Origin of the sequence: Streptomyces sp. NPDC004284 (genome assembly GCF_042874035.1) — a bacterium.
In the GTDB taxonomy this organism is placed as follows: Bacteria; Actinomycetota; Actinomycetes; order Streptomycetales; family Streptomycetaceae; genus Streptomyces.
This window is the reverse complement of the sequence record NZ_JBIAMJ010000014.1, coordinates 185,980-211,369: the sequence shown is the minus strand read 5'-3', so window position 1 is coordinate 211,369 and position 25,390 is coordinate 185,980. Positions and strand designations below refer to the sequence as shown.

17 protein-coding genes and 6 pseudogenes are annotated in these 25,390 nt (G+C 71.4%); 10 read left to right on the top strand and 13 right to left on the bottom strand.

Annotated features, from left to right (window positions below; translation table 11 throughout):
- Positions 1-270 precede the first annotated feature (270 nt).
- The 4 genes from ACFYUS_RS29740 to ACFYUS_RS29725 all read left to right on the top strand — a co-directional run bounded on the left by ACFYUS_RS29740 (position 271) and on the right by ACFYUS_RS29725 (position 3,533).
- Positions 271-2,175, top strand: a complete 1,905-nt coding sequence (locus ACFYUS_RS29740) for an ABC transporter ATP-binding protein (protein ID WP_388858701.1) — start codon at positions 271-273, stop codon at positions 2,173-2,175.
- A 16-nt stretch (positions 2,176-2,191) separates the two neighbouring features.
- Complete coding sequence (locus tag ACFYUS_RS29735; protein ID WP_388858698.1) at positions 2,192-2,614, top strand: NUDIX domain-containing protein; 423 nt, start codon at positions 2,192-2,194, stop codon at positions 2,612-2,614.
- Positions 2,615-2,752: 138 nt separating this feature from the next.
- Positions 2,753-2,947 (top strand): hypothetical protein, encoded by a 195-nt coding sequence (locus tag ACFYUS_RS29730; RefSeq protein WP_388858695.1) that lies wholly within the window; start codon positions 2,753-2,755, stop codon positions 2,945-2,947.
- Between the two features lie 217 nt (positions 2,948-3,164).
- Positions 3,165-3,533 (top strand): VOC family protein, encoded by a 369-nt coding sequence (locus tag ACFYUS_RS29725; RefSeq protein WP_388858691.1) that lies wholly within the window; start codon positions 3,165-3,167, stop codon positions 3,531-3,533.
- A 72-nt stretch (positions 3,534-3,605) separates the two neighbouring features.
- Here the strand turns inward: ACFYUS_RS29725 and ACFYUS_RS29720 are convergent.
- Positions 3,606-4,239, bottom strand: a pseudogene (locus ACFYUS_RS29720) (ABC transporter ATP-binding protein); the annotation flags it as partial.
- A gap of 3 nt (positions 4,240-4,242) precedes the next feature.
- Here ACFYUS_RS29720 and ACFYUS_RS29715 point away from each other — a divergent pair.
- The 3 pseudogenes from ACFYUS_RS29715 to ACFYUS_RS29705 form a co-directional block, all read left to right on the top strand.
- A pseudogene (locus ACFYUS_RS29715) lies at positions 4,243-4,386 on the top strand (helix-turn-helix domain-containing protein); the annotation flags it as partial.
- A gap of 77 nt (positions 4,387-4,463) precedes the next feature.
- A pseudogene (locus tag ACFYUS_RS29710) lies at positions 4,464-5,482 on the top strand (IS5 family transposase).
- 158 nt (positions 5,483-5,640) lie between these two features.
- A pseudogene (locus tag ACFYUS_RS29705) lies at positions 5,641-5,820 on the top strand (MarR family transcriptional regulator); the annotation flags it as partial.
- 238 nt (positions 5,821-6,058) lie between these two features.
- On the opposite strand, the gene ACFYUS_RS29700 reads toward ACFYUS_RS29705, so the two are convergent.
- Both ACFYUS_RS29700 and ACFYUS_RS29695 read right to left on the bottom strand, forming a co-directional pair.
- Positions 6,059-7,150: a hypothetical protein gene (locus ACFYUS_RS29700; RefSeq protein ID WP_388858688.1), complete on the bottom strand. Its 1,092-nt coding sequence runs from the start codon at positions 7,148-7,150 to the stop codon at positions 6,059-6,061.
- A 109-nt stretch (positions 7,151-7,259) separates the two neighbouring features.
- Entirely contained in the window at positions 7,260-8,336 is a 1,077-nt protein-coding gene (locus ACFYUS_RS29695) for a hypothetical protein (RefSeq protein ID WP_388858685.1), read from the bottom strand.
- Positions 8,337-9,173: 837 nt separating this feature from the next.
- Here ACFYUS_RS29695 and ACFYUS_RS29690 point away from each other — a divergent pair.
- Together ACFYUS_RS29690 and ACFYUS_RS29685 are read left to right on the top strand one after the other, a co-directional pair.
- Positions 9,174-9,593, top strand: coding sequence for a molybdopterin-binding protein (locus ACFYUS_RS29690; protein ID WP_388858682.1), 420 nt, complete (start codon positions 9,174-9,176; stop codon positions 9,591-9,593).
- A 623-nt stretch (positions 9,594-10,216) separates the two neighbouring features.
- Positions 10,217-10,594, top strand: a complete 378-nt coding sequence (locus ACFYUS_RS29685; protein ID WP_388858679.1) for an FKBP-type peptidyl-prolyl cis-trans isomerase — start codon at positions 10,217-10,219, stop codon at positions 10,592-10,594.
- A gap of 41 nt (positions 10,595-10,635) precedes the next feature.
- Here the strand turns inward: ACFYUS_RS29685 and ACFYUS_RS29680 are convergent, their stop codons facing one another.
- The 9 genes and pseudogenes from ACFYUS_RS29680 to ACFYUS_RS29640 form a co-directional block, all read right to left on the bottom strand.
- Positions 10,636-12,777 carry a M48 family metalloprotease gene (locus tag ACFYUS_RS29680; RefSeq protein WP_388858676.1) on the bottom strand — a complete coding sequence of 714 codons (2,142 nt, stop codon included), beginning with the start codon at positions 12,775-12,777 and terminating at the stop codon, positions 10,636-10,638.
- Positions 12,774-13,397: a hypothetical protein gene (locus ACFYUS_RS29675; RefSeq protein ID WP_388858673.1), complete on the bottom strand. Its 624-nt coding sequence runs from the start codon at positions 13,395-13,397 to the stop codon at positions 12,774-12,776. The genes ACFYUS_RS29680 and ACFYUS_RS29675 overlap by 4 nt, the downstream gene beginning before the upstream one ends.
- Before the next feature lie 124 nt (positions 13,398-13,521).
- Positions 13,522-14,280 (bottom strand): ABC transporter ATP-binding protein, encoded by a 759-nt coding sequence (locus tag ACFYUS_RS29670; protein ID WP_388858670.1) that lies wholly within the window; start codon positions 14,278-14,280, stop codon positions 13,522-13,524.
- On the bottom strand, positions 14,277-17,042 hold the full coding sequence (locus tag ACFYUS_RS29665; protein ID WP_388858667.1) for an ATP-binding cassette domain-containing protein: 2,766 nt from the start codon (positions 17,040-17,042) through the stop codon (positions 14,277-14,279). The genes ACFYUS_RS29670 and ACFYUS_RS29665 overlap by 4 nt, the downstream gene beginning before the upstream one ends.
- Before the next feature lie 12 nt (positions 17,043-17,054).
- Positions 17,055-18,302 carry an ABC transporter substrate-binding protein gene (locus tag ACFYUS_RS29660; RefSeq protein WP_388858664.1) on the bottom strand — a complete coding sequence of 416 codons (1,248 nt, stop codon included), beginning with the start codon at positions 18,300-18,302 and terminating at the stop codon, positions 17,055-17,057.
- A gap of 84 nt (positions 18,303-18,386) precedes the next feature.
- Positions 18,387-19,064: a class I SAM-dependent methyltransferase gene (locus ACFYUS_RS29655; RefSeq protein WP_388858661.1), complete on the bottom strand. Its 678-nt coding sequence runs from the start codon at positions 19,062-19,064 to the stop codon at positions 18,387-18,389.
- A 111-nt stretch (positions 19,065-19,175) separates the two neighbouring features.
- Positions 19,176-19,766, bottom strand: a pseudogene (locus tag ACFYUS_RS29650) (pyroglutamyl peptidase); the annotation flags it as partial.
- A 540-nt stretch (positions 19,767-20,306) separates the two neighbouring features.
- Positions 20,307-21,041, bottom strand: a complete 735-nt coding sequence (locus ACFYUS_RS29645) for a translation initiation factor IF-2 (protein WP_388858658.1) — start codon at positions 21,039-21,041, stop codon at positions 20,307-20,309.
- Positions 21,042-21,821: 780 nt separating this feature from the next.
- Positions 21,822-23,273, bottom strand: coding sequence for an RNB domain-containing ribonuclease (locus ACFYUS_RS29640; RefSeq protein WP_388858655.1), 1,452 nt, complete (start codon positions 23,271-23,273; stop codon positions 21,822-21,824).
- A gap of 301 nt (positions 23,274-23,574) precedes the next feature.
- Between ACFYUS_RS29640 and ACFYUS_RS29635 the strand changes: the two are divergent.
- Positions 23,575-24,079 (top strand): annotated as a pseudogene (locus ACFYUS_RS29635) (hypothetical protein); the annotation flags it as partial.
- A gap of 82 nt (positions 24,080-24,161) precedes the next feature.
- On the opposite strand, the gene ACFYUS_RS29630 reads toward ACFYUS_RS29635, so the two are convergent.
- Complete coding sequence (locus tag ACFYUS_RS29630; RefSeq protein ID WP_388858651.1) at positions 24,162-24,836, bottom strand: DUF4232 domain-containing protein; 675 nt, start codon at positions 24,834-24,836, stop codon at positions 24,162-24,164.
- Positions 24,837-25,390: the final 554 nt, after the last annotated feature.

Sequence of the window (25,390 nt, the reverse complement as noted above, 5' to 3'; positions counted from 1 at the left end):
CCCGGAAACCCCCACCCCCACCCACCCCCACCCCCACCGGGCCTCCGCCCCCCACCCCGGGACGGAGGCCCCACCCCCACCCCCACCACCGGCACCACCCCGCAGAAGATGACGTCACCCACTCACGCCACTCGCATCACAGCAGGCCAGCGGGTTTGAGAACGCCTGATCACACCCCCGGGTGATCAACCCGCCCGACCCGTTCCCCGATCCTCCTCGCCCCCGTACGCTCACGCGCCCCACCACAACCCGGCGCAAGGAGCTGATGCGTTGTCCGGCAACCCCGACACCCACGGACCCGACGAGGAACTGAAATTCCAATCCCCCACCGCGACCGTCTTCCAGCGGAACTCGGTGACCACCTGGTCCATGGCCCGGCGCCTGCCTCAACTCGTACGCCGGGCCCTTCGCCTCGCATGGAGCGTGAACCCCCGCTCCGTGGTCGTGCTCCTCACCTGCCAGGCCCTCTCGGCCGCCCTCGAAGCGTTCGCGCTCATGGCCACCACCAGCACCATCACGGCCCTGATCGCCTCCGGACGCATCCAGGAGCGCCTCGTCGAGGCGCTGCCCGCCATCAGCGTCCTCGCCGGGGCGGCCGGGGCGCGTGCGCTCCTCGGCATCGCGATCGTCAACGTCTCCACCCGCCTGTCCCCCCGCATCTCACGCGAGGCCGAACTGGAGATGCTCAGCGCGGCCGTCCACGCCGAACTCGTCGCCTACGACCACCCCGGCTTCAACGACAAATGGGAGAACGCCGACCGGGGCGCCGACGCCGCACGGGATCTGATCACCGAGTCCCAGCAGCTCATGGCCTGCCTCGCGTCGATCACGGCGGCGGCCGGCGTCGTGACCGTCCTGCACCCCGCACTGCTGCCGCTCCTCGTCCTGGCCGTACTGCCGCAGGGCATCGCCAGCATGAAGGGCGCGCGTATCCAGTACGAGTCGTCCCGCGCCATGGCCGCCGAGCGCCGCACCCTCAGCCATCTGCGCTGGCACATCGCGGACAAGGGCACCGCCGACCAGCTCCGTTCCGGCACCATGGCCGACTTCCTCCTCGGCCGCTACCGCGCCATCGGCTCCCGTGTCGACGCCGTCACCGACAAGGCCGTCCACCAAGGCGCCCGGTACGCGCTCATCGGCGCCGTCACCGGCGGGGTCGCGTCCGCCGCCGTCTGGACCGCCCTCGGGCTGCTGCTCGCCACCGGACACATGTCCGTCGCATCCGCCGGAACAGCCGTGTTCGCGATGCGCACCGTCGGCTCTTCCCTGCGTGGCATGGTCGGCTACGGAACCCAGCTCTTCCGCACCGGCCTCTACTTCGACGACTGGGTGGAATTCATCGAGGAGGCCGGCGGCCACCGCCTGAACCGGGGCACCGTCGTCCCCGACGCGCCCAGCATCGTCAAGGCCGACGCGCTGACGTACCTCTACCCCGACGCGGACCGGCCCGCCCTGGACAAGGTCACCCTGGAAGTCCGCCGCGGCGAGGTCCTGGCCCTGGTCGGCGAGAACGGCTCCGGCAAGACGACCCTCTCCAAGCTGCTGTCCGGCCTCTACCTGCCCACCGACGGCCGGGTCTGCTGGGACGACCACGACACCACCGAACTCGACCCCCACGCCCTGTGGGCGCAGACCGCCGTCGTGCCCCAGTCCTTCGCCCAATGGCCCCTCACCGCCCGCGAGAACATCACCCTCGGACAACCCCACGGCGACGACGACCACCTCCGCACCGCCACCGAGAAATCAGGCGCGCACGAAGTCGTGGACGGCCTCCGCAGCGGCTTGGACACACTCCTGGCCCGGGAATGGTTCGGCGGCGTCCAACTGTCCGGCGGCCAATGGCAGCGCATCGCCATCGCCCGCGCCTTCCACCGCCCCGCCGGTCTCCTGGTCATGGACGAGCCCACCAGCGCCCTCGACGCCCGCGCCGAGCACCGCATCTTCTCCGGCCTCCGCGACATCGCCCGGGACCGCGCCGTCGTCCTCGTCACCCACCGGCTCGCCAACGTCGCCATCGCCGACCGCATCGTCGTCCTCGACCACGGACGCGTCATCCAGGACGGCACCTTCGACGAACTCGTGAAAGCTCCCGGGCTCTTCAAGGAACTGTGGGACCTTCAGAACGACCGGCGCATCCCCGTCCAACGCACCCACACCGACGAGTCCGTCCTCTGAGTCTGGAGAACGCGTGATGTCCGATCGATCCGACCGCCCCCGGGGAACCCTCGTCTACCTGGTCACCCCGCGCCGGGAACTGGTGATGATGCTCCGCGACGAGGGCGGAACCCACTGCTGGCCCGGCTATTGGGCCGTGCTCGGCGGCAAGCCGGAGGACGGTGAATCCGCCCTGATGACCGCACGCCGGGAGACCCGTGAGGAGGCAGGCGTCGACATCCCGGACCTCACCGAGACCGAGGTCGAGCCGTACGAGAAGGGGATGACGCCGCCGCACGTCTTCTGGGCGCTGTGGGACGGCACCACGGCCGACCTCGTGAAGGGCGAGGAGGGCCAGGCGCTCGCCCTGATTCCGGTCGACGACGTGGCGGGCATGAAGGTGCCGCCGCACATCGCGCACTACCTCCCGCAGGTCCTCGCACGCATGGCGAGCACATGAACCGGCCCGACCTCACCTACGGACTGAGCCCTCGGGCAGAGCTCGATCAGAACGCCCGCCCCGAGGTGCTCCGGGCCGGCGAGCTCGGCGACCTCGTCCAGGTCGACGCCGCCAACGCGGCCTGGCTCAAGGAAGTCGTTGCCGAACACGGCCGGCCTGGCATCCGGCTCGTCGGCGAGCAGGACGCCCGCCACGCCCGGCCGCTCGTACAGCACGCCGACCGCGATGGAGATCCAGCGCACCGCCCTGGACCTCCTCATGGCCGCCCTCGACACCGAGGGCGCGGGAAGCAGCACCTCCCCCTCGAACGGAAAACCGCAGGCCGGGCCATGACCGTGCGGGCGGGGAACGAACCGACACCATGGAGGCTTCGCCGTCTCGACATGGCTGGTCAGAGGGTGGCCTGGCCTCGTTTCGGGCTGCTCGCGCCGGCCGTGGGGGTGGTCTGCGCTTCTGCGCTGTCGATCGTTCGGCGGAATGGTTTCGCCGATGAGTCGTCCGTCCTCGGACGGTCTACCCAGCGACACGACCGTTCTCGACAGGAGTGCCCATGTCCACCATCCAGCCAGTGATCTTGACTGCTGACCAGGACGTTCTACTCGGCTTCTATACGGAATTGTTCGGCGCTCAGGAGAGCTTCCGGGTGCCTGCGGAAGGTCCGGCCTTCTACCTCGGCCTGCGCATCGGCGACACCGACCTCGGACTCGTGGCCAAGACGGACCTGGCGAGTGGGGCGGCACCGCGGATCCTGCTCAGCATCGAGGTCGACGACGTCGACGAGACACTCGGCCGGGTGGAGGCGCTGGGCGGCTCGGTCCGGAGCGGCCCCAACGACATGCCGTGGGGACAGCGCGTCGCCCACATCCTGGACCCCGACGGCAACCCGGTGAACCTCACTCAGCCCATCCCGGCTCGGTGACGCTGCTGCCTGCGAGCCCTACACGACGGTGCACCATGCGGCCGGCAGCCAGGGCGGTCTCCTGACCGCGTCGGCGATCCGGTCGGCGAGTCGGTCGGCTTCCTCCAGGTACCGAGTGGTGAGGAAGATCGGGACATGGACGCCCTCGTCGTCCACCAGTCCGTGGATGGTCTCCCGCATGGTCCGCCTGCTGCGCGGGTCAAGGCCGGTGGCCGGCGGTCGGCTCGCCGAGGGAGATCACCCGTGGCCGGCCGACCAGCGTCACCGCGAGGTCCAGGCGGCGGCGCATCCCGCCGGAGTACGTCGCCGCAGGCTTCCGGGCCACGTCCACCAGATCGAACCGCGCCAGCGGTTCAGCCGCGCTCTGCCTCCGTTCCCGGCGGGGCAGCCGGTTCAGGTCGGCCATCAGCAGCGGGGTCTCCTCGCCGGTGAGGAAACCGTCCACCGCGGAGAACTGGCGGGTGACGCCGATCGCGGCACGCCCCGCGTCCGGATCCCGATCCCCGTCGTGACCGACGCCCCGCATCTCTCCCGCGTCGGAGCGGATCAGCGTGGACAGGACCTGCACCACGGTGGTCCTGCCCGCACCGTTCGGGCCGAGCAAAGCGAAGACAGACCTCGCGGGGATGTCGGGGTCGATGCCGTCGAGCACCACGTGGTCGCCGTACGCCTTGCGTACCGCACTGGCCGTGACCTCGGAGGACACCCGATGCCTGGTGACAGACTCGCCCTCCAGGACCGACAGCGGATCGCCGCGGGACTGCGCGAGGAGCTGACCTACACCGCCATCGGCCGCCGCATCGGGCGTCCGGCCTCCGCTGTCACCCGCGAAGTGATGCGCAACGGCGAGCCGCGCGACTAGGAGCTGTACGGAGTTCGGATCTTCGTGAGGCTTGATGGCGTGCAGGCCTGGGCTGGTAGAACTCGCATGTGGCGCGTTTTGATGTGACGGATGCCGAGTGGGCTTTGATCGAGGGGTGTCTGCCGGTGGCGGCGACTGGTCCGCTGCCCCGGCGGGTGCGGGACCAGTTCAACGGGGTGTTGTGGCGGTTTCGTACCGGCTGCGGTTGGCGTGACGTGCCGGAGCGCTATGGGTCCTGGTCGACGGTGTACTCACGGTTCAGCACCTGGGCGAAGGCTGGGGTGTTCCAGGCCCTGATGGATGCCCTGATCGCGGAGGCCGCGACGCGTGGGCGGGTCGGTCTGGAACTGGTCAGTGTGGATTCCACGGTCGTACGCGCCCATCACGAATCGGCCGGACTGGCGATCGCCGGGGAGACCCTGGACGCCCTTGAGCAGGCTCTGACCGAGGAAAAGGGGGTTCCACTGCTAGAGCAGGGACCGGTCCTGCGGGTGACGCGCCGCAGGCCAACCCCGGTGCGGGTTCCGCAGAGGAGGCGAACCGGAACCGTGCTGCGACGCGCCAGCGTCGCCGGGCACGGGCGAAGGCGGCCGAACTCGGCCGGTCCAGAGGCGGACTGAGCAGCAAAATCCACGCCGCGGTCGACACGGCGGGACTGCCACTGGTGTTCATCCTGACCCCGGGGCAGGCCGCGGACAGCCCGCAGTTCCAGACTGTGCTCGGCCGGATCCGGGTCCAAGGCTCACTCGGCCGACCGCGCACCCGACCCGCGGCGGTGGCCGCGGACAAGGCCTATTCCTCCAAGGCCAACCGCGCCTACCTGCGCAGACGCGGGATCACCGCCGTCATCCCGGAGAAGTCCGACCAGGCCGCCAACCGGCGGAAGAAGGGCTCGGCCGGTGGTCGCCCTGTCGCCTTCGACTTGCACCGGTACCGGCAGCGCAACACCGTGGAGCGCTGCTTTCAGAAGCTCAAGGCCTGGCGTGGAATCGCCACCCGCTACGACAAGTCCCCCGAAAGCTATGCAGCAGGACTTCACCTCCGAGGATCGATCATGTGGCTGAAGCACCTCACCGCAGCCACATGATCCGAACTTCGAACAGCTCCTAGCACTCCGAGGCGGCCCACCGGGCCGGTACACGACACGCACACCGGCGCAGGAGCACCGCACCCACACCGTCACCAGGAAGGACCGACCCCGGCGGGCGCGATCCCCGGCTCGTGGACGCGGTGGACGCGCAGGCCATGGAACTGATGTTCCAGGCCGGGCTCCCGCCGATGAGGGCCAAGGTGCTCGCCGCGTTGTTCACCACCGACAGCGGCAGCCTCACCTCCGCGGAACTCGCGCGGCGCCTGCACGTCAGCCCCGCCTCCGTCTCCAAGGCCGTCGGCTGCCTGGACAACCAGGCACTCACCAAACGGGAACGCGACCCCACAGCCGCGCCGGACACTACGCCATCGACGACCTGCTCCGCTCGGCCCAGCACTGGCACAGGATCCACTCTGCCCATCCTCGGGAAACACCCCTTCGGGAAGGGTCTCTTCGGGAGACGTCTCTCCGGAAAACGTCCCTTTGGAAGACGTCCCTTCGGGAGACGTCCGAAACCGACGGCTGAACAGATCGTGTTGGCGAAGGAAGCCGACGGAGCAGGTACTTGGGGAGCTACCGCTTGTGCCCGTGCTGGACGTCCAGACAGAGCGCCCAGACGTCGGAGTAGCTGCCCTCGGAGGGCGATCCCCCGCTGTGGGTGGCTGCCGTCCAGTACGACGGGTTGGCGCCCCCGTCGCCGACCGGGGTGCCGGCGGCGTCGCTGGGGAAGCTGCCGTTGAGGTGGGGGCCGCCCGAGGTCGCCTTGCTGAAGTCGGTGGTGGTCACGTTGCCGCCGCTGATCGCGGCGCCGCCGCTCACCAACTGCCCTTCCCCGCGGGAGCAGCCGACCGTGGCCGTCTGTCCGGTGGAGGCCGTGTTCGGGCCGCTGACCTCGGTGAAGTGGACCGTCGTGGAGACGTGCTTGAGGTCGATGTCGTCCGTGCTGCAGATCGCGTAGGCGTAGGTCATGTTGTCCGCGCCGCGTCCGCCGCCGATCCCGCCGACCGCCGTCCAGGAGTCGGGGTCGCGCTCGCCGTCACCCGCTGCGATCGAACCGAAGTGGTGCTCGGCGTCGTTGAAGGTGGGGAAGCTGGCGATCGGCTTGAGGCTGCCGACACTGGCCGGGGTGGTGCGGGCGCCGCCGCCTATCAGGACGGTGCCGGTCGGGCAGGTCGCCGTGACGAGCTTGGACGACAGCCCGACGGACGGCCCCTGGGCCTTGTTCATGACGATCTGGGTGTGCCTGATCAGGTTGCTGGTGAGGCAGATCGCGTATGGGGTGGTGGAGAAGGCGTCGCTGCTGCGGCTCCCGCTTCCGCCGAACGCCATCCAGTGCGTGGCGTCGGTGCCGACGATCCCGGGTACGTCGGTGTACTCGGTGGCGCCGTCGGCGCTGGGGACCACGCCCATCACGTGGTTGCCGTTGGACATCTCGTCGCTGCCGATGGCCTGGTCGGCGCCGCCGCCGGAGACGAGGCCGTCGGGACAGTCGGCGTGCGAGGAGACCCCGGTGAACGGAGTCGCGGGGCCCATGGTGGCCCCGGGGGTGGAGACGGTGACGTCGACGGTCTTGGCGTACGCGGCTCCTGGCACCGCGACGGTCAACAGGGCGGCCAGGATCAGGGCCTTGCCCGTGGCGGAGCCCCGCCGGATTCTCGTACTCATCGGATTCCCTCTCGTGTGTTCGCGTGCTCGTGCGCTCGTGCTCGTGCTCGTGCGTTCGCGCTCATGCTCGTGCGTTCGCGCATATGGCCGGTCGTCGGGAACGGCCGCCTCAGACGCCGTCGTTGGCGCACAGAGCCCACGCGTCGGTGTAGGTACCGGGAGAGGACTGGCCTCCGGCGTGTGAGGAGGCCGTCCAGTAGGCCGCCGTGGTGGTCCCGTCGCTGACCGCGGTACCGCCGGAGGTGCTGGGGAAGCTGCCGTTGAGGTGGTCGCCGCCCGAACCAGGACCGGTGAAGTTGGTGGTGGTCACGCTGCCCCCGCTGATCGCGGCACCGCCGGCGACCAGGTTCCCGTCGCCCTGGCCGCAACCCACGGTCGCCGTCTGGCCGGTGCTCCCCGTGGTCGGGCCGCTCACCTCGGTGTGACGGACCTTCACCGTGGCACCGCTGGCGTTGATGCCGCTTCCGCTGCAGATCGCGTACGCGTAGGTGTAGTTGGCGCTGTTGGCGCCGGAGTCCCAGCCGACGGCCGTCCAGGAGTCGGGGTTGGTCTCTCCGTCCGCCGCGGCCTTCGCGCCGAAGGCGTGCGCGGAGTCGTTGAAGGTGGGGAAGGTCGCGATCGCCTTCAAGCTGCCCGTATTGCCCGGTGTGGTGCGGGCGCCGCCGCCCAGCAGACGGGTGTTGGCCGGGCAGGTCGCCGTGACGAGGCCTGTGGTCGCCCCGGCAGTGGGGGTGTTGGCCTTGTTCATGACGACCTGGGTGTGGTTGATGAGGTTGCTGGTGAAGCACACGGCATAGGGGGTGGTGGAGAAGGAGGCGTTGACCTGGCCCCCGCTCCCGCCGATGCCGAGCCAGTGCGTCACGTCGGTGCCCACGACACCGGTGGAACCGGTGTACTCGGTGGTGCCGTTGGAGCTGGGCGAGGTGCCGTTGACGTGGTTGCCGTTCACGCTCGTGCCGGTGCCGATGGCCTGGTTGATCCCGCCACCGGAGATGAGACCGCTGGAACAGTCCGCGTGCGTCGATATCTCGGAGTTGGCCGAGGCGGGACCGCTGGTGGCCCCGGGGGTCTTCACGGTCGCGGTCACCGTGTTGGCGTATGCGGTTCCCGGCACCGCCAGGGCCAGCACCGCGCCGAGTACCAGCGCCCTGCTCAGAGCAGGGCGCGGCAACAGGTTTCTTGTCATCGGATTCCATCTTTCTGATGGTCGACATGGACGGCGGCTGGGAACGAAGAGGCGGTTCGAGCGCAGTGCCGTGAAGAGGGAGGGCCGGGACTCGTGGACGTGGTCCTGGCCGGCTCTGGAGTGAGCCGTTCATTCGGGCTGCCGGGGAGGACAGAAGCCCGTGCGCTTCTGCGTCGAGGGTCACTCATGCGTACGCAGATGCGGACTGTAGCAGCGGACTCCGACAATATCTACAGGCTGTTGAAGCGTTCTCCCTTGCATACGTGCGTCATTGACCTGGCGGCGACGGGGTGTGCCGCAAGGAGGGCGAGTGTTGGGCAGATGTGAGGTCTCAAGGTCTGATCACCTCATGGGTGCGGGGAGATCTGTCTGCTACGGTACGCAGCTGCCGCTCACCGCAATGGGCGCCTTCCTGCGGAGATCCAAGGAGATGGATCCCATGAACCAAGCCTTCTGCGACTGTCGCCGCCCCATGGGTCCGGGTCGGGCCGTCGTTCTCATGACGGGGCGGCGCTTGCCGGGACCGCCCCGTTCGCCTCGTGCGCCCCTTCCGTGGGTGTCACCGTGCGCACGAGGTGTCGAGGGCGATCGTTCCCGCATCGCGGTGCGTGCCAGGAAGCAGGTGACGGCGTCCTCGTCCTCGTACTCGCCCTCGCACTCGTCCGGGCGCCGACTCGGCGGAAAGGCTTCTCAAGGAATCCGCGAGGGCTTTGCGTCCATTCGCCTGGTGAATGCGACGCATGACGCCAAAGGGAATCTCCCTTCCAGTAGCGTCGACAACAGTGCAGGTCACAGACCTGACGACTGTTCGTTCTCGGCTTTGTGAGGCGTGTTCCCATGACCCTGTCCATTCGCAACCAGCTCCCCGGCACCGTCATTGCGGTCATCACGGGTGAGGCCATGGCCTCCGTGAAGGTGCGCCTGGCCGGCGGTCAGAACATCACCGCGGCCATCACCGCCGACGCGGTCAGGGACCTGGGCCTGGCCGAGGGCTCTGCGGTCAAGGCACTCGTGAAGTCGACCGAGGTCGCCCTCGCGACCGGGCCGGTCGAAGGCATCTCCATCCGCAACCAGCTGCCCGGCTCCGTCACCGAGGTCTCGACCGGTGGCGCCATGGGGTCGGTGAAGGTCTCCGTCGAGGGCGGGGAACTGACCGCCGCCATCACCAAGGAAGCCGTCGAGGACCTCGGCCTGAACGCCGGCACCTCCGTCGTCGCCCTGATCAAGTCGACCGAGATCTCACTCTCCGCGGCCTGATCACCGGCTGCGGCGGCTGCCGGCCGACAGCGATGCCCGGGGGTCGTCGACACGGTCGCCTGCCGGACCGGTCCCCGGACGCTCCTCGGGTGTCCGGGTGGTGGAACTGCCGGCAATCCATCCGCGGTCCTGGATACCGCCCGGCCCCTCCTCGGCTTCCTCGTCCCGGGGAAGCCAGGGCGGGCACTTGCCGCGCTCCCCCGTTTACCCGTACACGGGCAAACGAAGCGGACTGCCCCTGCGGGCACCGGCCACTCCCGAGCACCCCTCCTTGCTGCTCCTCGACGGCGGACAGGAGTTGGGCCTGTTCACCGGCGGCTCGCCGATCGTGGACTCCGCCGCCCGCGCCGATCTCCTCGGCGCCCACTGCACCGAGGAGCACGGCCCGCGCCCCGTACCGCCCCCCTCCGGCAGCGGACGCGACTGCCGGACACGACCGCCGCATGCCCCACCCACCACTGCGCACGGCCTCGCTTCGGCGCGCCGGGGGCCGTGGGCCGTGCTCCTCGGGTCCGATGCGCTCCGGGGCGGCGTTCTCGGTAGCGTGATCGTCCATCGCATGGAATGACCATGCGCCCGGATGGCCTGTACGAGGGCTTTCGGTGGAAAGTGATGAGGTTGCCATGAGTGAACCGACGAGGCCGGAGATCGAGCTTCCGGAGGGTGATGCTCCCAGCGAGCTGACGGTTCGGGACATCGTCGTCGGGGACGGGCCCGAGGCGAAGCCGGGAAGGGTGGTCCGGGTTCATTACGTCGGGGTCACTTTTGAGTCCGGGAAGGAGTTCGACGCCTCCTGGGATCGGGGGGAGCCGTTCAAGTTCGCGGTGGGTGGCGGAAGGGTCATCAAGGGCTGGGATCGGGGGATCAGGGGGATGAGGGTCGGTGGTCGGCGCGAGATCATCGTTCCTCCGCGTCTCGGGTACGGAAAGCAGTCGCCTTCGCCGTTGATCCCGGCGGGGTCGACACTCGTCTTCGTGGTGGACCTGCTCTCGGTGGTCTGATCGGGGCCTGCCATGGAGCGTCGAACTCCGTGCGGCAGGACTTAGCGGCGGGCTCGGACGGTGAGTGTGTGAAGGGCCCAGGCCGGCAGTGTGCCCACGGCGGCCAGTGTGAGGGCCAGGTGGAGATGGGTTGCTCCGGCGAGTGGGGTGCAGGGGTCGGGGCCGGGGGTGAGGCAGCCGACGAGTCTTGCCAGTACGCCCCAGGCCGACACGCCGAGCAGGCCGGAGCCGAAGGCGGCGAGAGCGCCCCGGGCGAGTGGGAGGGGGGCGTAGCCGGCGCCTGCCCACAGGGCTGCCGCCACCTGGCCGGCGATCAGTACCCCTACTGCCATCAGTTCGGGGGTCGGGGTGCCGATCCATACGACCAGCAGGGCCGATGCGGCCGACGTCAGAGCTGTCGGGACGCCGAAGCGGACGAGGGGGCCCGGTGGTGGGCCCGGTGGGCCGAATCCGGTGAAGGTGTGCCGGGCGCCGGGGCGCCACGACACGTACTGCCCGACCAGGGGTATCAGTGTGGCCGTCAGTATCACCGGCATCACGACCGATGTGATCCGGGTGAACGCCAGCACGGCCGCGCCGCCGATGAAGACCACCGCGCCCGGTAGTGAGGGCGCGATGAACACCGCCGCGTACAGCGTCATCCCCGGGAGTGTCAGGAGGAAGCCGACCATCGGCAGCAGGCCGGCCGTGCCTGCCGCGAGAACCGTCCACAGCACCCGTCGCGGGCGGCGGTTGCGGGCCAGGACCGGCTCCCATGCTCTTGCGACCAGCGCCAGCCAGCGTACGAGGGCCCAGCCGCACAGACTCGTCAGCCCGAGGTACGGCACGGCCAGGGACGCCCCTTGCCCGCCCACGCTCATCAGGCTGAAGGCCTCCGACGGGGACAGGAGCCGGAGCACGCCCACGCCCAGGCCCAGGCCGAGCCCCGCGCGCCGCAGCCGCGCCGGGGTGAGGGAGCCCGGGGCGTGCGCCGCCGTCTGCCACAGCACCGTCCCCGCCGCGCCCACCAGCAGGCTTCCGGACAGGATCAGCGCGGTGAGCTCCGTCACCGGTCCTGTCTGGCTGCCGCCGCCGATCGGCCCCAGTCGCACCTTGTCGTAGAGGAAGGCGCCCGCCGCGCCGACCGCCCACATGTCCCAGAAGCCGATCTCGTACAGGACCCCGCGGTCGGCCAGCGCCCGCGCCCTCCGGGCGAGCGGCGGGTGGACGCTCAGCAGACCGTGCCCACCGCCCTTCCCGGCCCATTCGGCCGGAAGGGCTTCGAACAGCCTCCGCAGACCGTCCGGCGACCCTTCCCACTCCACCACCCGCGCATCGGCGTACAGCTCCCGGCTGCGCAGCACCGCGTTCTTGAGCAGCGTCACCAGTGCGGCGAGCAACAGGATCTCGGCGGCGAACGCCAGGACGGAACCCGCGAGCGCGGGCCCCAGGAGCAGGGCGGCCGGAGCCCCGACGACGGTCAGGGCCCCCAGTGCCGGCATGCTCGCCCGCCACAGGATCAGCGTCAGGAAGGCGATGTCCAGGTCCCGGTTGCGGATGTGCGCCAGTTCGTGGAGGACGATGCTCCGGAACGCTTCCCGATCCAGGGAGTACAGGGTGAGCAGCCCGCCGCTCAGGGCCACCCGGCGTCGGCCCAGGCGCCCGAAGGCCAGGGCGTGTACCGCCGGGTTCAGCGGTTCCGCGAGGAAGACGACCTGTGCGCGCACGCCCGATCCGCCGAGCAGGCCGGCCAGATACGCGGACAGTTCGGGCATGCCGGTGAGCGGGCGGTAGCCGCGCCGCCGGGTACGGCGCCGGGGCAGGCCGGCGTAGGCGCCGAGGAGGGCCAGCAGCAGGACGACCGAGACGCCGGCGGTGACCAGGTGGCTCGCGCCTGCGCGCGGGTCCTCGCAGTCGCCCATGTCGAGCTCGGTCGGGATGCGGATGTCCGTGTCGGAGCCTCGTTCACGGGCGGCCTCCTCCGTCGCCCGGGCGTAGCAGTCGCTGTACTCCAGCACCTCCTCCCACCGCACCGCGGACAGGAGGACGGATGAGGTGCCGTTCACCAGGATGGCCGACACGGCGGCCATCGCGGCGATCAGCAGTGCGAAGCGTACGGACGTGCCGGAGGGAAGCGTGAACGGTCCCGGGCGGCCGCGCGCCACCGGTCCCGCCGTCCACCGCCTCGTCGTCCACCGCCTCATCGGTCGCCTCCGGCAGGCTCCTCCCCGCCCGGGTCGCCCTCACCCGGGGCGTCGGCGTCCGGGGCGTCGATGCCCGGCCTCTCCTGGGACAGCGTGGCGAGTTCCGCGACGATCCCGTCCGCGATCGCCCACGCCTGCTCCTCGGGCACCCGCCACCGGAGCGCCGCCCGCAGGGCCACCTCGCGCAGCCGGGTCAGCTGCTCGGCGGTCAGCCGCTCAGCCTCCGCGGGCGTGGTGGCCGGCCCCTCGGCCGGTTCGGGGGCGCGTCGCGTGCGGCGGCGGAGCAGCCTCGGCAGCAGCCGGTTCCGGGTGGTGTCCACCGCGTCGGCGGTGGACTGCTGCACGATGTGGTCGAGGACCTGGACCGCCGCGGAGAGCGCCGCCGTGCTGATGAGCGCGGCGACCACGTCGAGGCCTATCCCCAGCGGTTCGTCGCGGTGCACCGGCCACAGCCGGTCCTTCGCGGGCGACTCGTGGAAGGCCTCGGCCGTCATCGGGAACTGGGGCAGCTCGTGCGGTGCCGCCGCGTCCACCGCGCGGCGCGCCAGCCGGGTCGCCGTCTCGGTGTCGTAGCGGTCGTAGCGTCCGCCGTCCCTGCCTCGGTACTCGTATCCGCGCATGTGGCCAGATCCCTCCCCCGCCATCCTGTTCTTTCGCCAACTCACCATGATGCCAGTGAAGTTGGAGGAGAGAGGTGGGTGGTTCTCGGGTCTCTCGTCGTCGATCTGCGGCCCCTGGCGCCGACTACCGGGGATCGCTCTCCGTCCCGCCGGGGCCGGTGCCGAGGTACGCCTCCCGTACCGCCGGGTCCGCCTGGACCTCGGCTGCCGTTCCTTCGGCGAGGACCCGGCCGAGGTCGAGCACCACGACGCGGGAGCACAGCTCCATCACGAAGGCCACGTCGTGCTCGACGAGCAGCACCGCGCAGTTCTCCTCGTCGGCCATGTGGCGTATGACGGCGGCGAGTCCGCGGCGCTCCTCGGCGGTCGTCCCGGACGCGGGCTCGTCCAGGAGCAGGACCCGGGGCGGATCGGCGAGGGCGCGGGCCAGTTCGACCATGCGGGCCTGTCCGACGGGCAGGCCGCCCGCGTACGAGCCGGCGAGCGCGTCGAGTCCGCACTCGTGGAGCACGGCGGCGGCCCGCTCCCGGTGGCGGCGCGTCGCGGGCCGCACTCCGCCCCGCCAGTCCTGTGCCACGACGAGGTTGTCCGCGACGGTCAACTGGCCGAAGAGCTGCTGGCGTTGGAAGGTGCGGCGGATGCCGTGCCGGGCCCGCCAGACGGGGGATCTGCGGGTGATGTCCGTGCCGTCGTACGCGATCGCTCCCGCGTCCGGCCGCCGCATCCCCGACAGCACGTCGAAGAGCGTCGTCTTGCCCGCGCCGTTCGGCCCGATGAGGCCGCAGATCTCACCGGGGCCGACGGAGACGGTCACGTCGCGCAGGGCGTGGACGCCGCCGAAGCGGACGTCGATCCCGCTCGCGCGGAGCAGCGTGTGGTTCATCGGCGGACTCCCGTCCCCAGGTAGGCCTCGGCGAGCCGGTCCCGGTCCACCTCGGACCGGGGCCCGGACCAGGCGATCTCGCCCTGTGCCAGATAGGCGACGGTGTCGGCGATGCCGAGCACCTCGGCCGCCTTCTCCTCGACGAGGACGAGCGCGGTGCCGTGGCCGCGGAGTTCGGTCAGGAGCTGGAAGACCTCGTCCACGACGCGCGGCGCGAGGCCGAGGGAGGGTTCGTCGGCGACGAGGACCGCCGGCGGTCGCTGGAGGAGCGGCGCGAGGGCGAGGAGCTGCTGCTCTCCGCCCGACAGGGATCCGGCGGCGACGGTGCGGCGGGCCGCGAGCGCGGGGAACCGCGCGTACACGGCGTCGCGGTCCTCGGCTCGCGTCAGCTGCAGGGCCAGGTTCTCCTCGATCGAGAGCCCGGCGAAGATCCCCCGCCCCTCGGGGGCCAGCCGGACCCCGCGGCGTGCCCGGGTGACCGCCGCGTCGCGGGTGGCGTCCTCACCCCGTACCCGTACCAGCCCGCCGGTCGGCCGCAGGAGTCCCGCCGCCACCCGGCAGAGGGTGGACTTCCCGGCCCCGTTGGGTCCGAGCAGCACCAGTACCTCGCCGCCGCGCACCGTGAGGTCCACGCCGCGCAGTACGGGCGCGCCGCCGTAGCCCGCGTGTACGCCGGCCAGGTCGAGCGCGCTCGGCGCCTCGCGAGGAACGCCGGCCGTCCCCGTCCCCGTCCCCGTCCCCGTCCCCGTCCCCGGGGCGGTGTCCCCGGCACCCCCGGCACCCCCGGCCCCGACGACGTACCGCGCGGACGAACCGCCGCCCGCCGGTCCCCGCCCCGCCGGTCCCCGCTGCGCGGCGCGCCGGGCCGCTCGTCTCGACGGCAGTGCGGCGCAGTACCCGTCCGGGTCGTTCGCCAGTGCGAGGCCCGCCAGGCCGAAGAGGATCACCGGCAGCTGCGCGGACTCCGTCACGTACGTGGTCATCAGGTGCGGGGCCACCGCGAAGACCAGCCCCGCCACCACGGCGAACTGCGGCCTGCGCACCCCGGCCGCGACCACGACCGCCAGCCACACCAGGCCCGTCATCGCCGTGAAGTCCGTGGCCGTGATCCTGGTGTTGTACGAGGCGTAGAGCACCCCGCCGAAGCCGGCGAGGCCCGCGGACACCGTGAACAGCAGGAGTTTCGTCCGTACCACCGACACCCCTGAGGCGGCGGCGGCCTCGGGAGCCGAGCGGACCGCGAGCATGGCCCGGCCCCAGCGGGAGCCGCGCAGCCAGGTGAGGAGCGCGATCAGCGCCCCGCTGAGCAGCACCAGTACGAGTCCCAGCGCCCGGTCGTCGCCCAGGTCCACCGGTCCGGCCACCGGCCGGGGGATCTCCCACCCGGTGTCGCCGTTGCGCAGGGGGCCGAGCTGGAAGAGCACCTGGTCCGCCAGGAAGGCGAGCGCCAGGGTGGCCAGGGCCAGCGATCTGCCCCCGAGCCGCAGGGCGGGCAGCGCGACCACGGCGCCGAGCAGGGCCGCCGCCAGCGTGCCGCCGGCCGCCGCGGCGACGAAGGGCCAGCCGTGGCTCATCAGCAGCCCGGCGACCAGGGCGGCGCCGGTCACGAAGGTCGCCTGGGCCAGCGACACCATCGCACCGAGACCGGTGACCACCGTGAACGACATGAACACGAGCCCGATCGCCAGCCCTTGGGCCAGGATCCCGCTCCAGAAGGGCGTGGTGACGGTGTAGAACGCCGCGCCGAGGAGGACACCGGCCGTCAGCCACGCGCCCCAGCGACGGCCCCACCCCTTCCCGGCGAGGTAGTCGACCGGCGGCGGGTCCGCGGCCGCCGTGCCCGCCGCGCGGCTCCGCCGCCGTCCGAGGACGACGAGTCCGGCGAAGAGGATGAGGAACGGTACGGCCGTACGGAAGCCGGTGATGCCCTCGGCGAACGACGCGTACCCCGCCACCAGGTTCTGCAGCACCCCGAGCCCGAGGCCGCCCGCGAAAGCGAGCGGCACCGACACGAAGCGCCCGAGGACCGCGGCGGTGGCCGAGACGAACAGGAACAGCGTGTAGTCGTGCGCGGAGAGGCCGAGGAGCGGGGTGGCGAGGACACCGGCGAGGCCCGCGAGGCCGGAGGACAGCATCCAGGCGATCGAGGACAGCCGGTCCGCGCTGATGCCCCGCAGCTCGGTCAGCGCCCGGTTGTCGACCGCCGCCCGCAGCCGCAGACCGAGCCGGGTGTGCCGCATCAGGACCCACAGGCCGGCCGCCGCGAGGGCCGTGGCGATCCAGGTGATCAGCTGGTCGGAGTCGACGCCCACGCCGTCGAGCGGCTGCCAGGACACCGCGGGGCTCGGCCCGACGCCCGGCAGGCCGAACTGGTTCTCGGCGGGCTGGACCGGGGCGCCCGCCCGCTCCAGGAGTTCGACCGCCCACAGTCCGGCCGCGGGCAGCGCGACGAGCAGGCCGATCGTGGCCACGATCTGCGCCGTCTCGCCGGCCTTGGCCAGCCTTCTGAACATCAGCCGGTCCAGGCCCCAGCCGAGGCCGGGTGCCGCCACGAACACCAGGAGCAGGGCGGTGGGGACGGCCGGCCAGCCGAAGCCGGAGTGCAGCTCGTAGAACGCGAGGGCGCACAGGTAGGCGGTGGCGCCGTGCGCGAAGTTGAAGAGCCCGGAGGCGGAGTAGGACAGGACGAGGCCGGTCGCGAGCAGCGCGTACAGCGCGCCCGAGACCAGCCCGCTCAGGACGAAGCCCAGCAGGTCACCCACGTGACGCGCCCCTCAGCCGAAGGGGATCGGCGGATAGCACCTGAAGGGCACGGCGACCTCGTACCGCCCGTTCTTCAGCCGGACGAGCGCCCCGCAGCCGAAGCTCTCCTTCTGTCCCTTGGGTTCGGCGCGGTCGCCGACGAGCGTCCCGGTGTCGGAGAAGCCGTCGGCGGCCGTCTGGAAGGACTCGACGGTGAGGTCCTTGCCGGCCTTCTTCGCGATCGAGAGGAAGAGGTCGGCGCTCATGTACCCCGTCATCATGTGCATGTTGAGGGGGATGTCCTTGCCTCCGGCGGCCTTCCTGATGTCGGCCTTGAACTGCCGCATCGCGGGGCCGTCCGACTCGAAGGGCTGGAACTGCAGCAGGACGTGCACCCCGTCGAGGGCCTGCTTCGTCGCGTCCTTCGCCAGCAGTCCGGGGTCGTAGTCCGTCGGGTCGGAGATGACGCCCTTGTAGCCGGACCGCTTGAGCGCGGTGAACAGGCCGATGTTGTACGGGGTCTGCATCACGGAGACGACGGCGTCGGGCGCGGCGCCGCCGGGGCCGGAGCGGAGGATCTCCTTGGTGTACGCCGACCAGTCGCTGGGCATCGACGTCGCCGGCACCACGGCCTTGGCGTACGGGACCCGGAAGCCGGCCGCCTTGAACCCCTGGGTGAAGGTACGGATGCCGAACTTGCCGGCGTCGTTGTCGCCGGCGATCAGCGCGACCGACTTGCCGCGCGCGCCGCCGAGGACGGCCGCGAGACCCTCGGGCCAGGTCTGGTTGAGCGTGCCGCCGGGCATCGGGACGAGGCAGCCGTTGAAGCCGTAGAGGTGCTTCGGGCCGCAGAACGAGGGGAGCGTGCCCCAGCCCACCGTCGGGACCTTCTGGGCGTCGAGGAAGTCGGCCCCGGCGAAGGTGACCGAGCTCATGGGCGAGACGGCGAAGACCTTGTCCTGCTGGACGAGCTTGCGGGCCGCCGCCAGGTTCCTGGCGGGGTCCTGGCCGTCGTCCTCGGCCCCCAGGTACTCGATCTTCCGTCCGTTGATCCCGCCCTCGGCGTTGGCCCGGTCGTAGCGGGCCCGGGCGCCGAGGTCGGTGTCCTTCTTGGAGTAGCCGCTGGCGGTGGTCATGGAGACGATGCCGCCGACCTTGATGGAGTCGGCGGTGACCCCGCGTACGGAGGAGGTGCTGCTTCCACCGGTGGACGCGGAGTTACAGGCGGTGACGAGGAGCAGGGTGCAGGTGGCGGCTATGACGCGCAACGGTCGAGGCACGGGCGATCCCTCCGTCGGGTGACCGCATTCTGTGACCGGACCGATGAAGCGTCAATAACTGATGCGCCGTCAATTGACGGTACGTCAGATGACTACCGCCCCGCCCTCCGCCGAGGCCGGGCGGCGGGCGTAGGTGAAGAGGTGGTCCTCGGGAGCCGCGCGGTCGTCGTCCGGATCGAAGACCGACAGCGCGTGGTGGAGCACGTCCAGCCCGCAGTCCTCCCGCTGGAGGCGCAGGTACTCCTCCACCGAGAAGCTGGAGACCTTGACCGTGCGCTCCATCCAGACGATCTCGACGTCCTCCACGTCCGCGGGCACGGTCGCCGTCACCAGGAAGCCGCCCGGCGCCAGCCAGCCGGCCATGCGCTTGAGGGCGGCGGCCGCCTCCGCCCGGCTCATCATCATCAGCGGGAAGAACGCGCACACCGCGTCGAAGCTGCCCTCCGGCGCGTCGAAGGCGCGCACGTCGCACTGCTCGAAGCGGGCCCCGGGAACCTGCGCGCTCGCGAGGGCGACCATCTCGCCGGACACGTCGATGCCGGTCACCTCGCAGCCGGCGCGCGCCAGGAGGTCGGCGACCGGGCGTCCCGTACCGCTGCCGACGTCGAGGACCCTGGCCCCCGCGCCCAGTCGCCCGGTGAGCCACTCGATCGCCGCCAGCTGGGCCGGCAGCCGCACGAAGGCATGCTCGTACTCGATCCCCAGGCCGTCGAACAGCTCCGCCGCCGACACCGTCCGCCCCTTCGTACCGTCGTGGTCCATTCCAAGTCCCTTCCGTCGCAAGGTGCCTACGTGGGGTTCGTACCACGCGCGGGCCCGGGACCAGAAGAGCCGCACCGGCGTCCGCACCATCCCGCCGGGAGCTACCGGGATCTACCGGGAGCCTGCGGCCACGGCGAGGATCGCCCGCACCTGGGCGATGACGTCGAGCCGGTTGCGTACGAACTCCGCGTCCGTGACCGTGCCCGTCGCCGGGTCGGTGTTTCCGGGGCCGCACTCGAGGACCGGCGTGTGGACGTGGCCGCCGGGCAGCCGCGTCAGGCCGAGGCGGTCGCGCAGCAGGGTGGCCCGGTAGGCGATCTCGTCGGACAGGTGGTTCCCGCCGCCGCCCGCGCGGGCCGTGGAGCCGGGCGTCGGCCCGCCGGGGCGGACCACGGGGGTGCCGGCCCCGGCCGGCAGTTCGGTCACGGAGGTGTTGTCGTAGACGGGGAAGCGGCCGGTGGACGCGGCCGTGATCGCCGTGTACGGAAGGGTCGTCGACGTCCACTGGGGCTGCGCGGCCGGATCGGCGACGGGCACGGTCTCCGTACGCGAGAGGTTCTCGTTGTCGGGGAACCCGCCGCGCCAGGCCCCGTTGGTCCGCTCGATGTCGAACCGGCCGGGCCGGCCCTGGCTCACCGTGGTGAACAGGTCCACCTCCGGCAGGTGCGGGCGCAGGGTCCGCTCGACCGTGCCGTCGACGAAGGAGTCCGCGTCGGCGAACTCCGGTGCCAGGAAGGCGAATCCGCCGAGCATCAGGATCCCCTGGGGCGCGGCCCGGTCGAGCCGGGCCTCTTCCGCGAAAACGGTACTCACCCCGGCGGCCGGGGCGGACGGGGCGCCAGGGCCAGACAGACGGCGGCGAGGGGGAGGGCGAGTGCGGTACGTACGGAGAGCCCCGGAGCCCTTGTCGTACGAACATGGCGTTCCGTCAGGAACGGCCCTCACAGAGAAACCCATGTCATGGCGTGGTTGTCACGGCGCGCAGCTGGAGCGAGTCGATCACCTCTCCGAGCCGCCGGACCGCCTCGGTGGGTGCGAGCTGCGTGCGGGACGGCTTCCTTACCGGCCGGAACCGCGTTCCCTGTCCTAGCACTTGCGGCCGCCACGGACGACAAGCCGCACTGACGCCTTCCGGACCGACCCTGCCGGACAGCAGGCGCTACGGAGACGGCGGCTGATGTCGTGGGCCACCGAGGCGGGTATCCGCCGCCCCGGTATGTCCACCTGCGACAGCCACCTTGTTCAGTGGGGTGACGGACTCGGGTCCAGGGCGTTGCCGACGGTGCAGCCGCCCTCTCCGGGCATCCGCTGCATCCGGGGAGGCACCCACACCTCGGTGGCGCCGGGGACCACGCGGGCAAGCAGGCAGTCCTGTGCGTCGAAGCCGTTGCCCTCCACCGACAGGAGAACTCCGACTCGGCCGCCGTCCGCCTTCACCTCGGCGTGGATCGCAGGGGGCAGGTCCAGGGCCGCGAGCGCACGGCGCACCTCGGCCTCGTCCACCCGGCCGTCCTTCGGCACCCGGGGAAGTTTCGCGCGGAGCTCCTCGTACGGAAGCCGGGGCGGTGCGGGCAGCGGAGGGAAGGTCAGCGCGGGGCCGTCCGGGCAATCCACGTCCCGCGGATCCTCATCCCACTCCGACTCGGGCGACACCTGCACCGCGAAACAGCGCCGCACGACGACCTGTTCAGGGGAGAGCCACCCTTTGTACGCCACGCCGGACGTACGGATGACCACCTCGACGCCGTCCCCGTCGTGTGTCGAGGTACCGGTCACCCGCAGGACCTCCACTCCGTCGATACCGGAAGCCGAGCGCCCGACCTCCTCCGCCGTACGCGGACGCTGGCCGTAGAGCCGGTCGCCCGCCTGCCTGGCCACTTCCCGGGCGGCATCCGCCCCCTCGTCCTCGGCAGACTGCAGCACCCCGCAGCCGGCGGTGAACAGCAACAGTGGCGCAAGCAGCATCAGTCGGCGCATGCATCGACCCTTCCGGCACCGGAGGCGGCGGACAATCGCGCATGTACCCAGACCGGGGTAGGCGATCGTACTCAGCCGGGCCGGGCAGCAGCTCAGGAGCTGACGGGGGGCGGGAGCGGGTATAGGGAGTGATCCGTCCGGTTCTTCGGTTCCGGCGCCATGGGCACGGCCGTCGCCGAGGCTCTGGTGTGCCGAGGAGAGTACGTCCCGGATCGTCAACCGGTCCGGTCGAGCGGACGTCCCCGACGGGGCCAAGACGGTCGCGGGCGGTGCGGCCGATCCCGCGTTCGCCACCGCCGCCGTCGCCGCCGGCGCCCGTATGGTCTCGATGGACAACGTCTACGGCTACGGCACGCCCAGAGGCTGCCCGGCCACCGGGCAGACCCCTGACGCCACGACCACCCGCAAGGGCCGGCTCCGGGGCCGAATGGGCCGGAACCGCGTCTGGCGCCTCCGCGACGCCCCGTACACCCGCGCCACCCGAGACCGGTCGACCTGGCCCACCGCGCCACCGGCCGTCCCGGTGCCGGCCGTCTGCGCCGGATGCCGGCGTTCGCCCTGTACGCGAGGGGCGCGGTCGACCGCACGATGCGCGGACTCATCGAGATGCGGTACGAGTTCACCGGAGCGCTCGTCGTCGACTCCGCTCTCATCCGGGACCGTCCGGACGCCGTCGCCACCCGGCCGAGGAGGCGCTGGAGCAGACAGCGGCGCCTACCGCGCCCTCAGCGACGTGCTTCTCCCTATCAGGCCCGCTCGCCCAAGCCCGTCGACGGGCCGTTACATCGCGTTGAAGAGGATCTTGTTCTTGCCGGAGAAGAGCGGGTCGGCCCGTGTGAGCTTGGCCTGGACGTCGGCGCCCAGCACGAGGTCGGAACCGGACGTGATCCTGCCCATCACGGCGGGTTCCGCCAGGTGCACCGTGCCCTCCTTCGGCTTGCCGTCCTCCGCGTCGGTGTTGATGATCGCGCCGCCGAAGACCTCGCCCACCCGGTTCTTGAGCACCGCGGCCTCCACAAGGTCCACCGCACGCCGGTCCGCCGTCTTCCCCTTCCCCCGCGCCATGTCGCAGGGCAGACACTGCAGGGCCTCGAGCACCCAGGGCGGCGGGGCCTGGTCGGCGCACGCGGCGACGCACAGCTCACCGGCGTACCGGTCGATCAGGCGTCGCAGCGGGGCCGTGCAGTGGGTGTACGGGGCGGCGATCGCCGCGTGGACCGTGTGCTCCGGGATGTGGTGGTCGCGGAAGGTGGTGTACTCCGCCTTGAGCAGCATGGCGGTGGCCTCGCTGAGGAAGGCCATGTGCTTCTGGTCGGCCGGATCGAGGGAGTCGACCAGCGCGGCGTACGAGACTCCGGGCTTCCAGTCGATGCCCAGGAGCTTCGCGATGTCGTGCACGCGCCGGACCACGTGCTCGTCGGGCTGCTCCTGCTGGGTCCGCAGGATCCCGGTGCCGCTGTCCAGCATGATCCGGGCCGCGGCCATTCCGGTCATGAGGGAGATCTGCTCGTTCCAGCCCTCTACGGGCAGTGCCGCCACGTAGCTCAGCCGGAACGTTCCGTCCTTCAGGGTGACCTCCTGGTCCGGCAGGTTCACCGAGATCCCGCCGCGCGCGGCCTCGACGGCTTCCCTCAGTCTGCCGATCTCACGCAGCAGCGCGACGGGCTCCTCGGCCGTGCCGGCATCGATGTCGTGCTGGACCCCCGCGTAGTCGAGTCTGGCCTGGCTGCGGACCTTCGCCCGGCTTACGGTCGAGTCGGTCACGTTGCCGTCGGCGTCGAGGTCGTGCTGCCACAGCAGGGCGGGGACGATCTGGTGCGGAAGCAGGCTGGCCGGCCCCTCGGAGATCGACGGCGGATGCAGGGGCACCTTGAGGTCGGGGAAGTACAGCGTCTCGATCCGGTCGTGGGCCTCGGCGTCCAACGGGCTGCCGGGCTTGACGAAGGCCGCGACGTCGGCGATGGCGTAGTGCACGCGGTATCCGCCGCCCGGGCGTCGCTCCAGGTACATGGCCTGGTCGAGGTCCATGGACGTCGGCGGGTCGATCGTGAACAACGGCAGGTCGGTGGCGTCCCTGTCGGGCAGCCGGAGGTCGGCTTTGGCGGCCTCCGCCGCTTCGAGCACGTGCGCGGGGAATCCGGTAGGGGTCTTCAGCTCTTCCCGGAGCTGCTGCAGTGCCTTGAGCAGCCCGTCCTGGGCTTCGCGGGACATGTGCATGTGACGGCGTCGCATGTCTCGAACGTAGGGCGGCCACCACGGAGCGGCGCAGTGAGCGGGTCCGGGCGGGGGAACGGAGCGGCGACCGGACCGACGGGACGAGGCCTGCCGCCTTCGGGCCGCGGGGTGTCGAACGCGCCGTCCTGACCCGCCCTGCCGAAGGAGGGCCGGAGCCTCCGCGATCCTGTCGGCGGCTTCCTCGCCCGCACCCTCGGAGGAGGGGTGGATCATGCGCGCCATGGGGGCGTGCCCTTCCTCACGGACCTCGATCACGGTCTGCCGGGCCTCGGGCCCCGGGCGCCTCTGTCGCCTCGCGGCTCATCGCGGCTCATCGCGGCTCATCGCGGCTCATCGCGAGGTCGCGGTCGAGAACGGCGTCCGACGCGTCGAGGCTTCGCTCGCCGGCCACGGTGCGGGCGTGCGCGACCACCCCGTCGAGGCCTTCATCGCATCGCGAACCTGTCGGGCTTCCCGTACCGCTGCGATCTCTTCCGACTGCAGGACGCCGTCGGCGACATCGTCCGCCCCTTGCAGGACCGCCCGGTCCGCGTCGACCGCGAGACCCTCACTCTCGGGTACGCCGGCGTCTGCTCCGGCTTCCGGCTTCCTGTTTCCTGCTTCCGGCTTCCGGCTTCCGGCTTCCGGCTTCCTGCTTCCTGCGGCACGCGGAGAGGGCCACGCAGCGGTACGGGGTCGACGTGCGCGACATCCCGGAGGTCGACGTGCGCGGCATCCTGAGGGAATGCGGCCGGCGGCGACCGGTCGGCGGGCAGGAGGGCATGATCGTGGACATCGCCCTCGGCCTCGCGGCCACCCGCTGACGTCCGTTCCGGGCAGGGGGCGTCCTTCCGGGTCCGGGGCGGTCGGCGGTCGCTGGGCGACTCGTCGGGATCGCGGGTGCGGTCAGCCCGGTTGGACTGGTCCGATGGCCAGCGAGTGCACGGTCGGGCCCGCGCAGTGCTCGGTCTTCCACGGGACGAAGAGCGCGGCCGTCCGATCGGGCGGGTAGATCCGGAGGCCCTCGGCGGGAGAGAGCTTGCACTGCGCCGGGTCGTAGCCGCTGATGCCGTTGGCATCGCGCAGTTGGGCTTTGGCCCGTCCGCCGGGCTGAAGGGTGACGGTGGTGATCGTCCCCGGTTCGCGCACGGCGGCGTTGCCGGACTGCACGCCGTTCTGGGCCACGTAGGAGACGCCCGGGTAGCCGGTCATCGTGCACGTGGTGGTGGATCTGTTGGTGAACACCAAGGTCGCGTAGATCGAACCCGCTGCGGGTTCGGGCCTGGTCAGGGCGGCCGAGAGCTGGCCGGTCCTGCACTCCCGGGACGGGCGGCCCGGCCCGGTCGACCGGGCGCTCCCGGTCGGCGACGGCGTGGCCGATGGAGAGCCGGCGGTGCTGGAGGGTGCAGGTGGGGCCGATGGAGAGCCGGTGGTGCTGGAAGGTGCGGGCGTGGCCGAGGGGGAGCCGGCGGTGCTGGAAGGTGCAGGTGGGGCCGATGGGGAGCCGGCGGTACTGGAGGGCGCGGCCGCCGGCGTGGACGGGGGCGGTGCCGGAGAGGGAGAGGACGAGCAGGCCGTCATTGCCAGCGATGCGAGGGCAAGGGCAGCGACCGGAAGCGCGGTCCTGCGCTTCCACGCCCTCGGCCGCGGCGACTCCGGGGCGGCCGCGCTCCACCCCCGGCGGGTCGTCCACGGCGGCTTCCCGCATCGGCCCCGCCCATGCGGGTCCGCTTCGCTCTTCCTGCCGGGCAGGCTTGAACTGGGCATGGCCATGTCTTCACCGTACGCCCGCCCTCGTGCTCAGCACCACAGTCCGGCCTCACCCGGGCGGCGTGCGTGTCCTTGTCCTCGTTCCCGTCCTCGCTCTCGTCCTTCCACCGCCGGCCGGAGAGGTCCGGGGCGCAGGTCCACGGTCAGGTCGAAGGTGACGAACCCGCTCGTCGTCCGGGTCATCGGGAGCTCGAAGCCGACGTATCAGTTGCACAGTCCGGCCTCGGCGCAGAAGGCGCTGACGCTGCAGCACTCCGCCGGCGGCTTCCACAGCAGCCGCTCGGTCTCCTGCCATCGGCTGTCCACGAGCTCCCACTCCCCTCCCTACGGGTGCCACCGGCCCGGAGCCGCCATCTGGCACACCA

What these genes read in the sequence shown, in the direction of transcription:
- ACFYUS_RS29675 (WP_388858673.1), bottom strand. Translation starts at nt 13,397, where the DNA reads ATGCGCGGATACGAGTACCGAGGCAGGGACGGCGGACGCTACGACCGC.
- ACFYUS_RS29695 (WP_388858685.1), bottom strand. Translation starts at nt 8,336, where the DNA reads ATGACAAGAAACCTGTTGCCGCGCCCTGCTCTGAGCAGGGCGCTGGTA.
- ACFYUS_RS29725 (WP_388858691.1), top strand. Translation starts at nt 3,165, where the DNA reads ATGTCCACCATCCAGCCAGTGATCTTGACTGCTGACCAGGACGTTCTA.
- ACFYUS_RS29630 (WP_388858651.1), bottom strand. Translation starts at nt 24,836, where the DNA reads ATGACGGCCTGCTCGTCCTCTCCCTCTCCGGCACCGCCCCCGTCCACG.
- ACFYUS_RS29680 (WP_388858676.1), bottom strand. Translation starts at nt 12,777, where the DNA reads ATGAGGCGGTGGACGACGAGGCGGTGGACGGCGGGACCGGTGGCGCGC.
- ACFYUS_RS29700 (WP_388858688.1), bottom strand. Translation starts at nt 7,150, where the DNA reads ATGAGTACGAGAATCCGGCGGGGCTCCGCCACGGGCAAGGCCCTGATC.
- ACFYUS_RS29640 (WP_388858655.1), bottom strand. Translation starts at nt 23,273, where the DNA reads ATGCGACGCCGTCACATGCACATGTCCCGCGAAGCCCAGGACGGGCTG.
- ACFYUS_RS29655 (WP_388858661.1), bottom strand. Translation starts at nt 19,064, where the DNA reads ATGGACCACGACGGTACGAAGGGGCGGACGGTGTCGGCGGCGGAGCTG.
- ACFYUS_RS29690 (WP_388858682.1), top strand. Translation starts at nt 9,174, where the DNA reads ATGACCCTGTCCATTCGCAACCAGCTCCCCGGCACCGTCATTGCGGTC.
- ACFYUS_RS29735 (WP_388858698.1), top strand. Translation starts at nt 2,192, where the DNA reads ATGTCCGATCGATCCGACCGCCCCCGGGGAACCCTCGTCTACCTGGTC.
- ACFYUS_RS29685 (WP_388858679.1), top strand. Translation starts at nt 10,217, where the DNA reads ATGAGTGAACCGACGAGGCCGGAGATCGAGCTTCCGGAGGGTGATGCT.
- ACFYUS_RS29645 (WP_388858658.1), bottom strand. Translation starts at nt 21,041, where the DNA reads ATGCGCCGACTGATGCTGCTTGCGCCACTGTTGCTGTTCACCGCCGGC.
- ACFYUS_RS29670 (WP_388858670.1), bottom strand. Translation starts at nt 14,280, where the DNA reads ATGAACCACACGCTGCTCCGCGCGAGCGGGATCGACGTCCGCTTCGGC.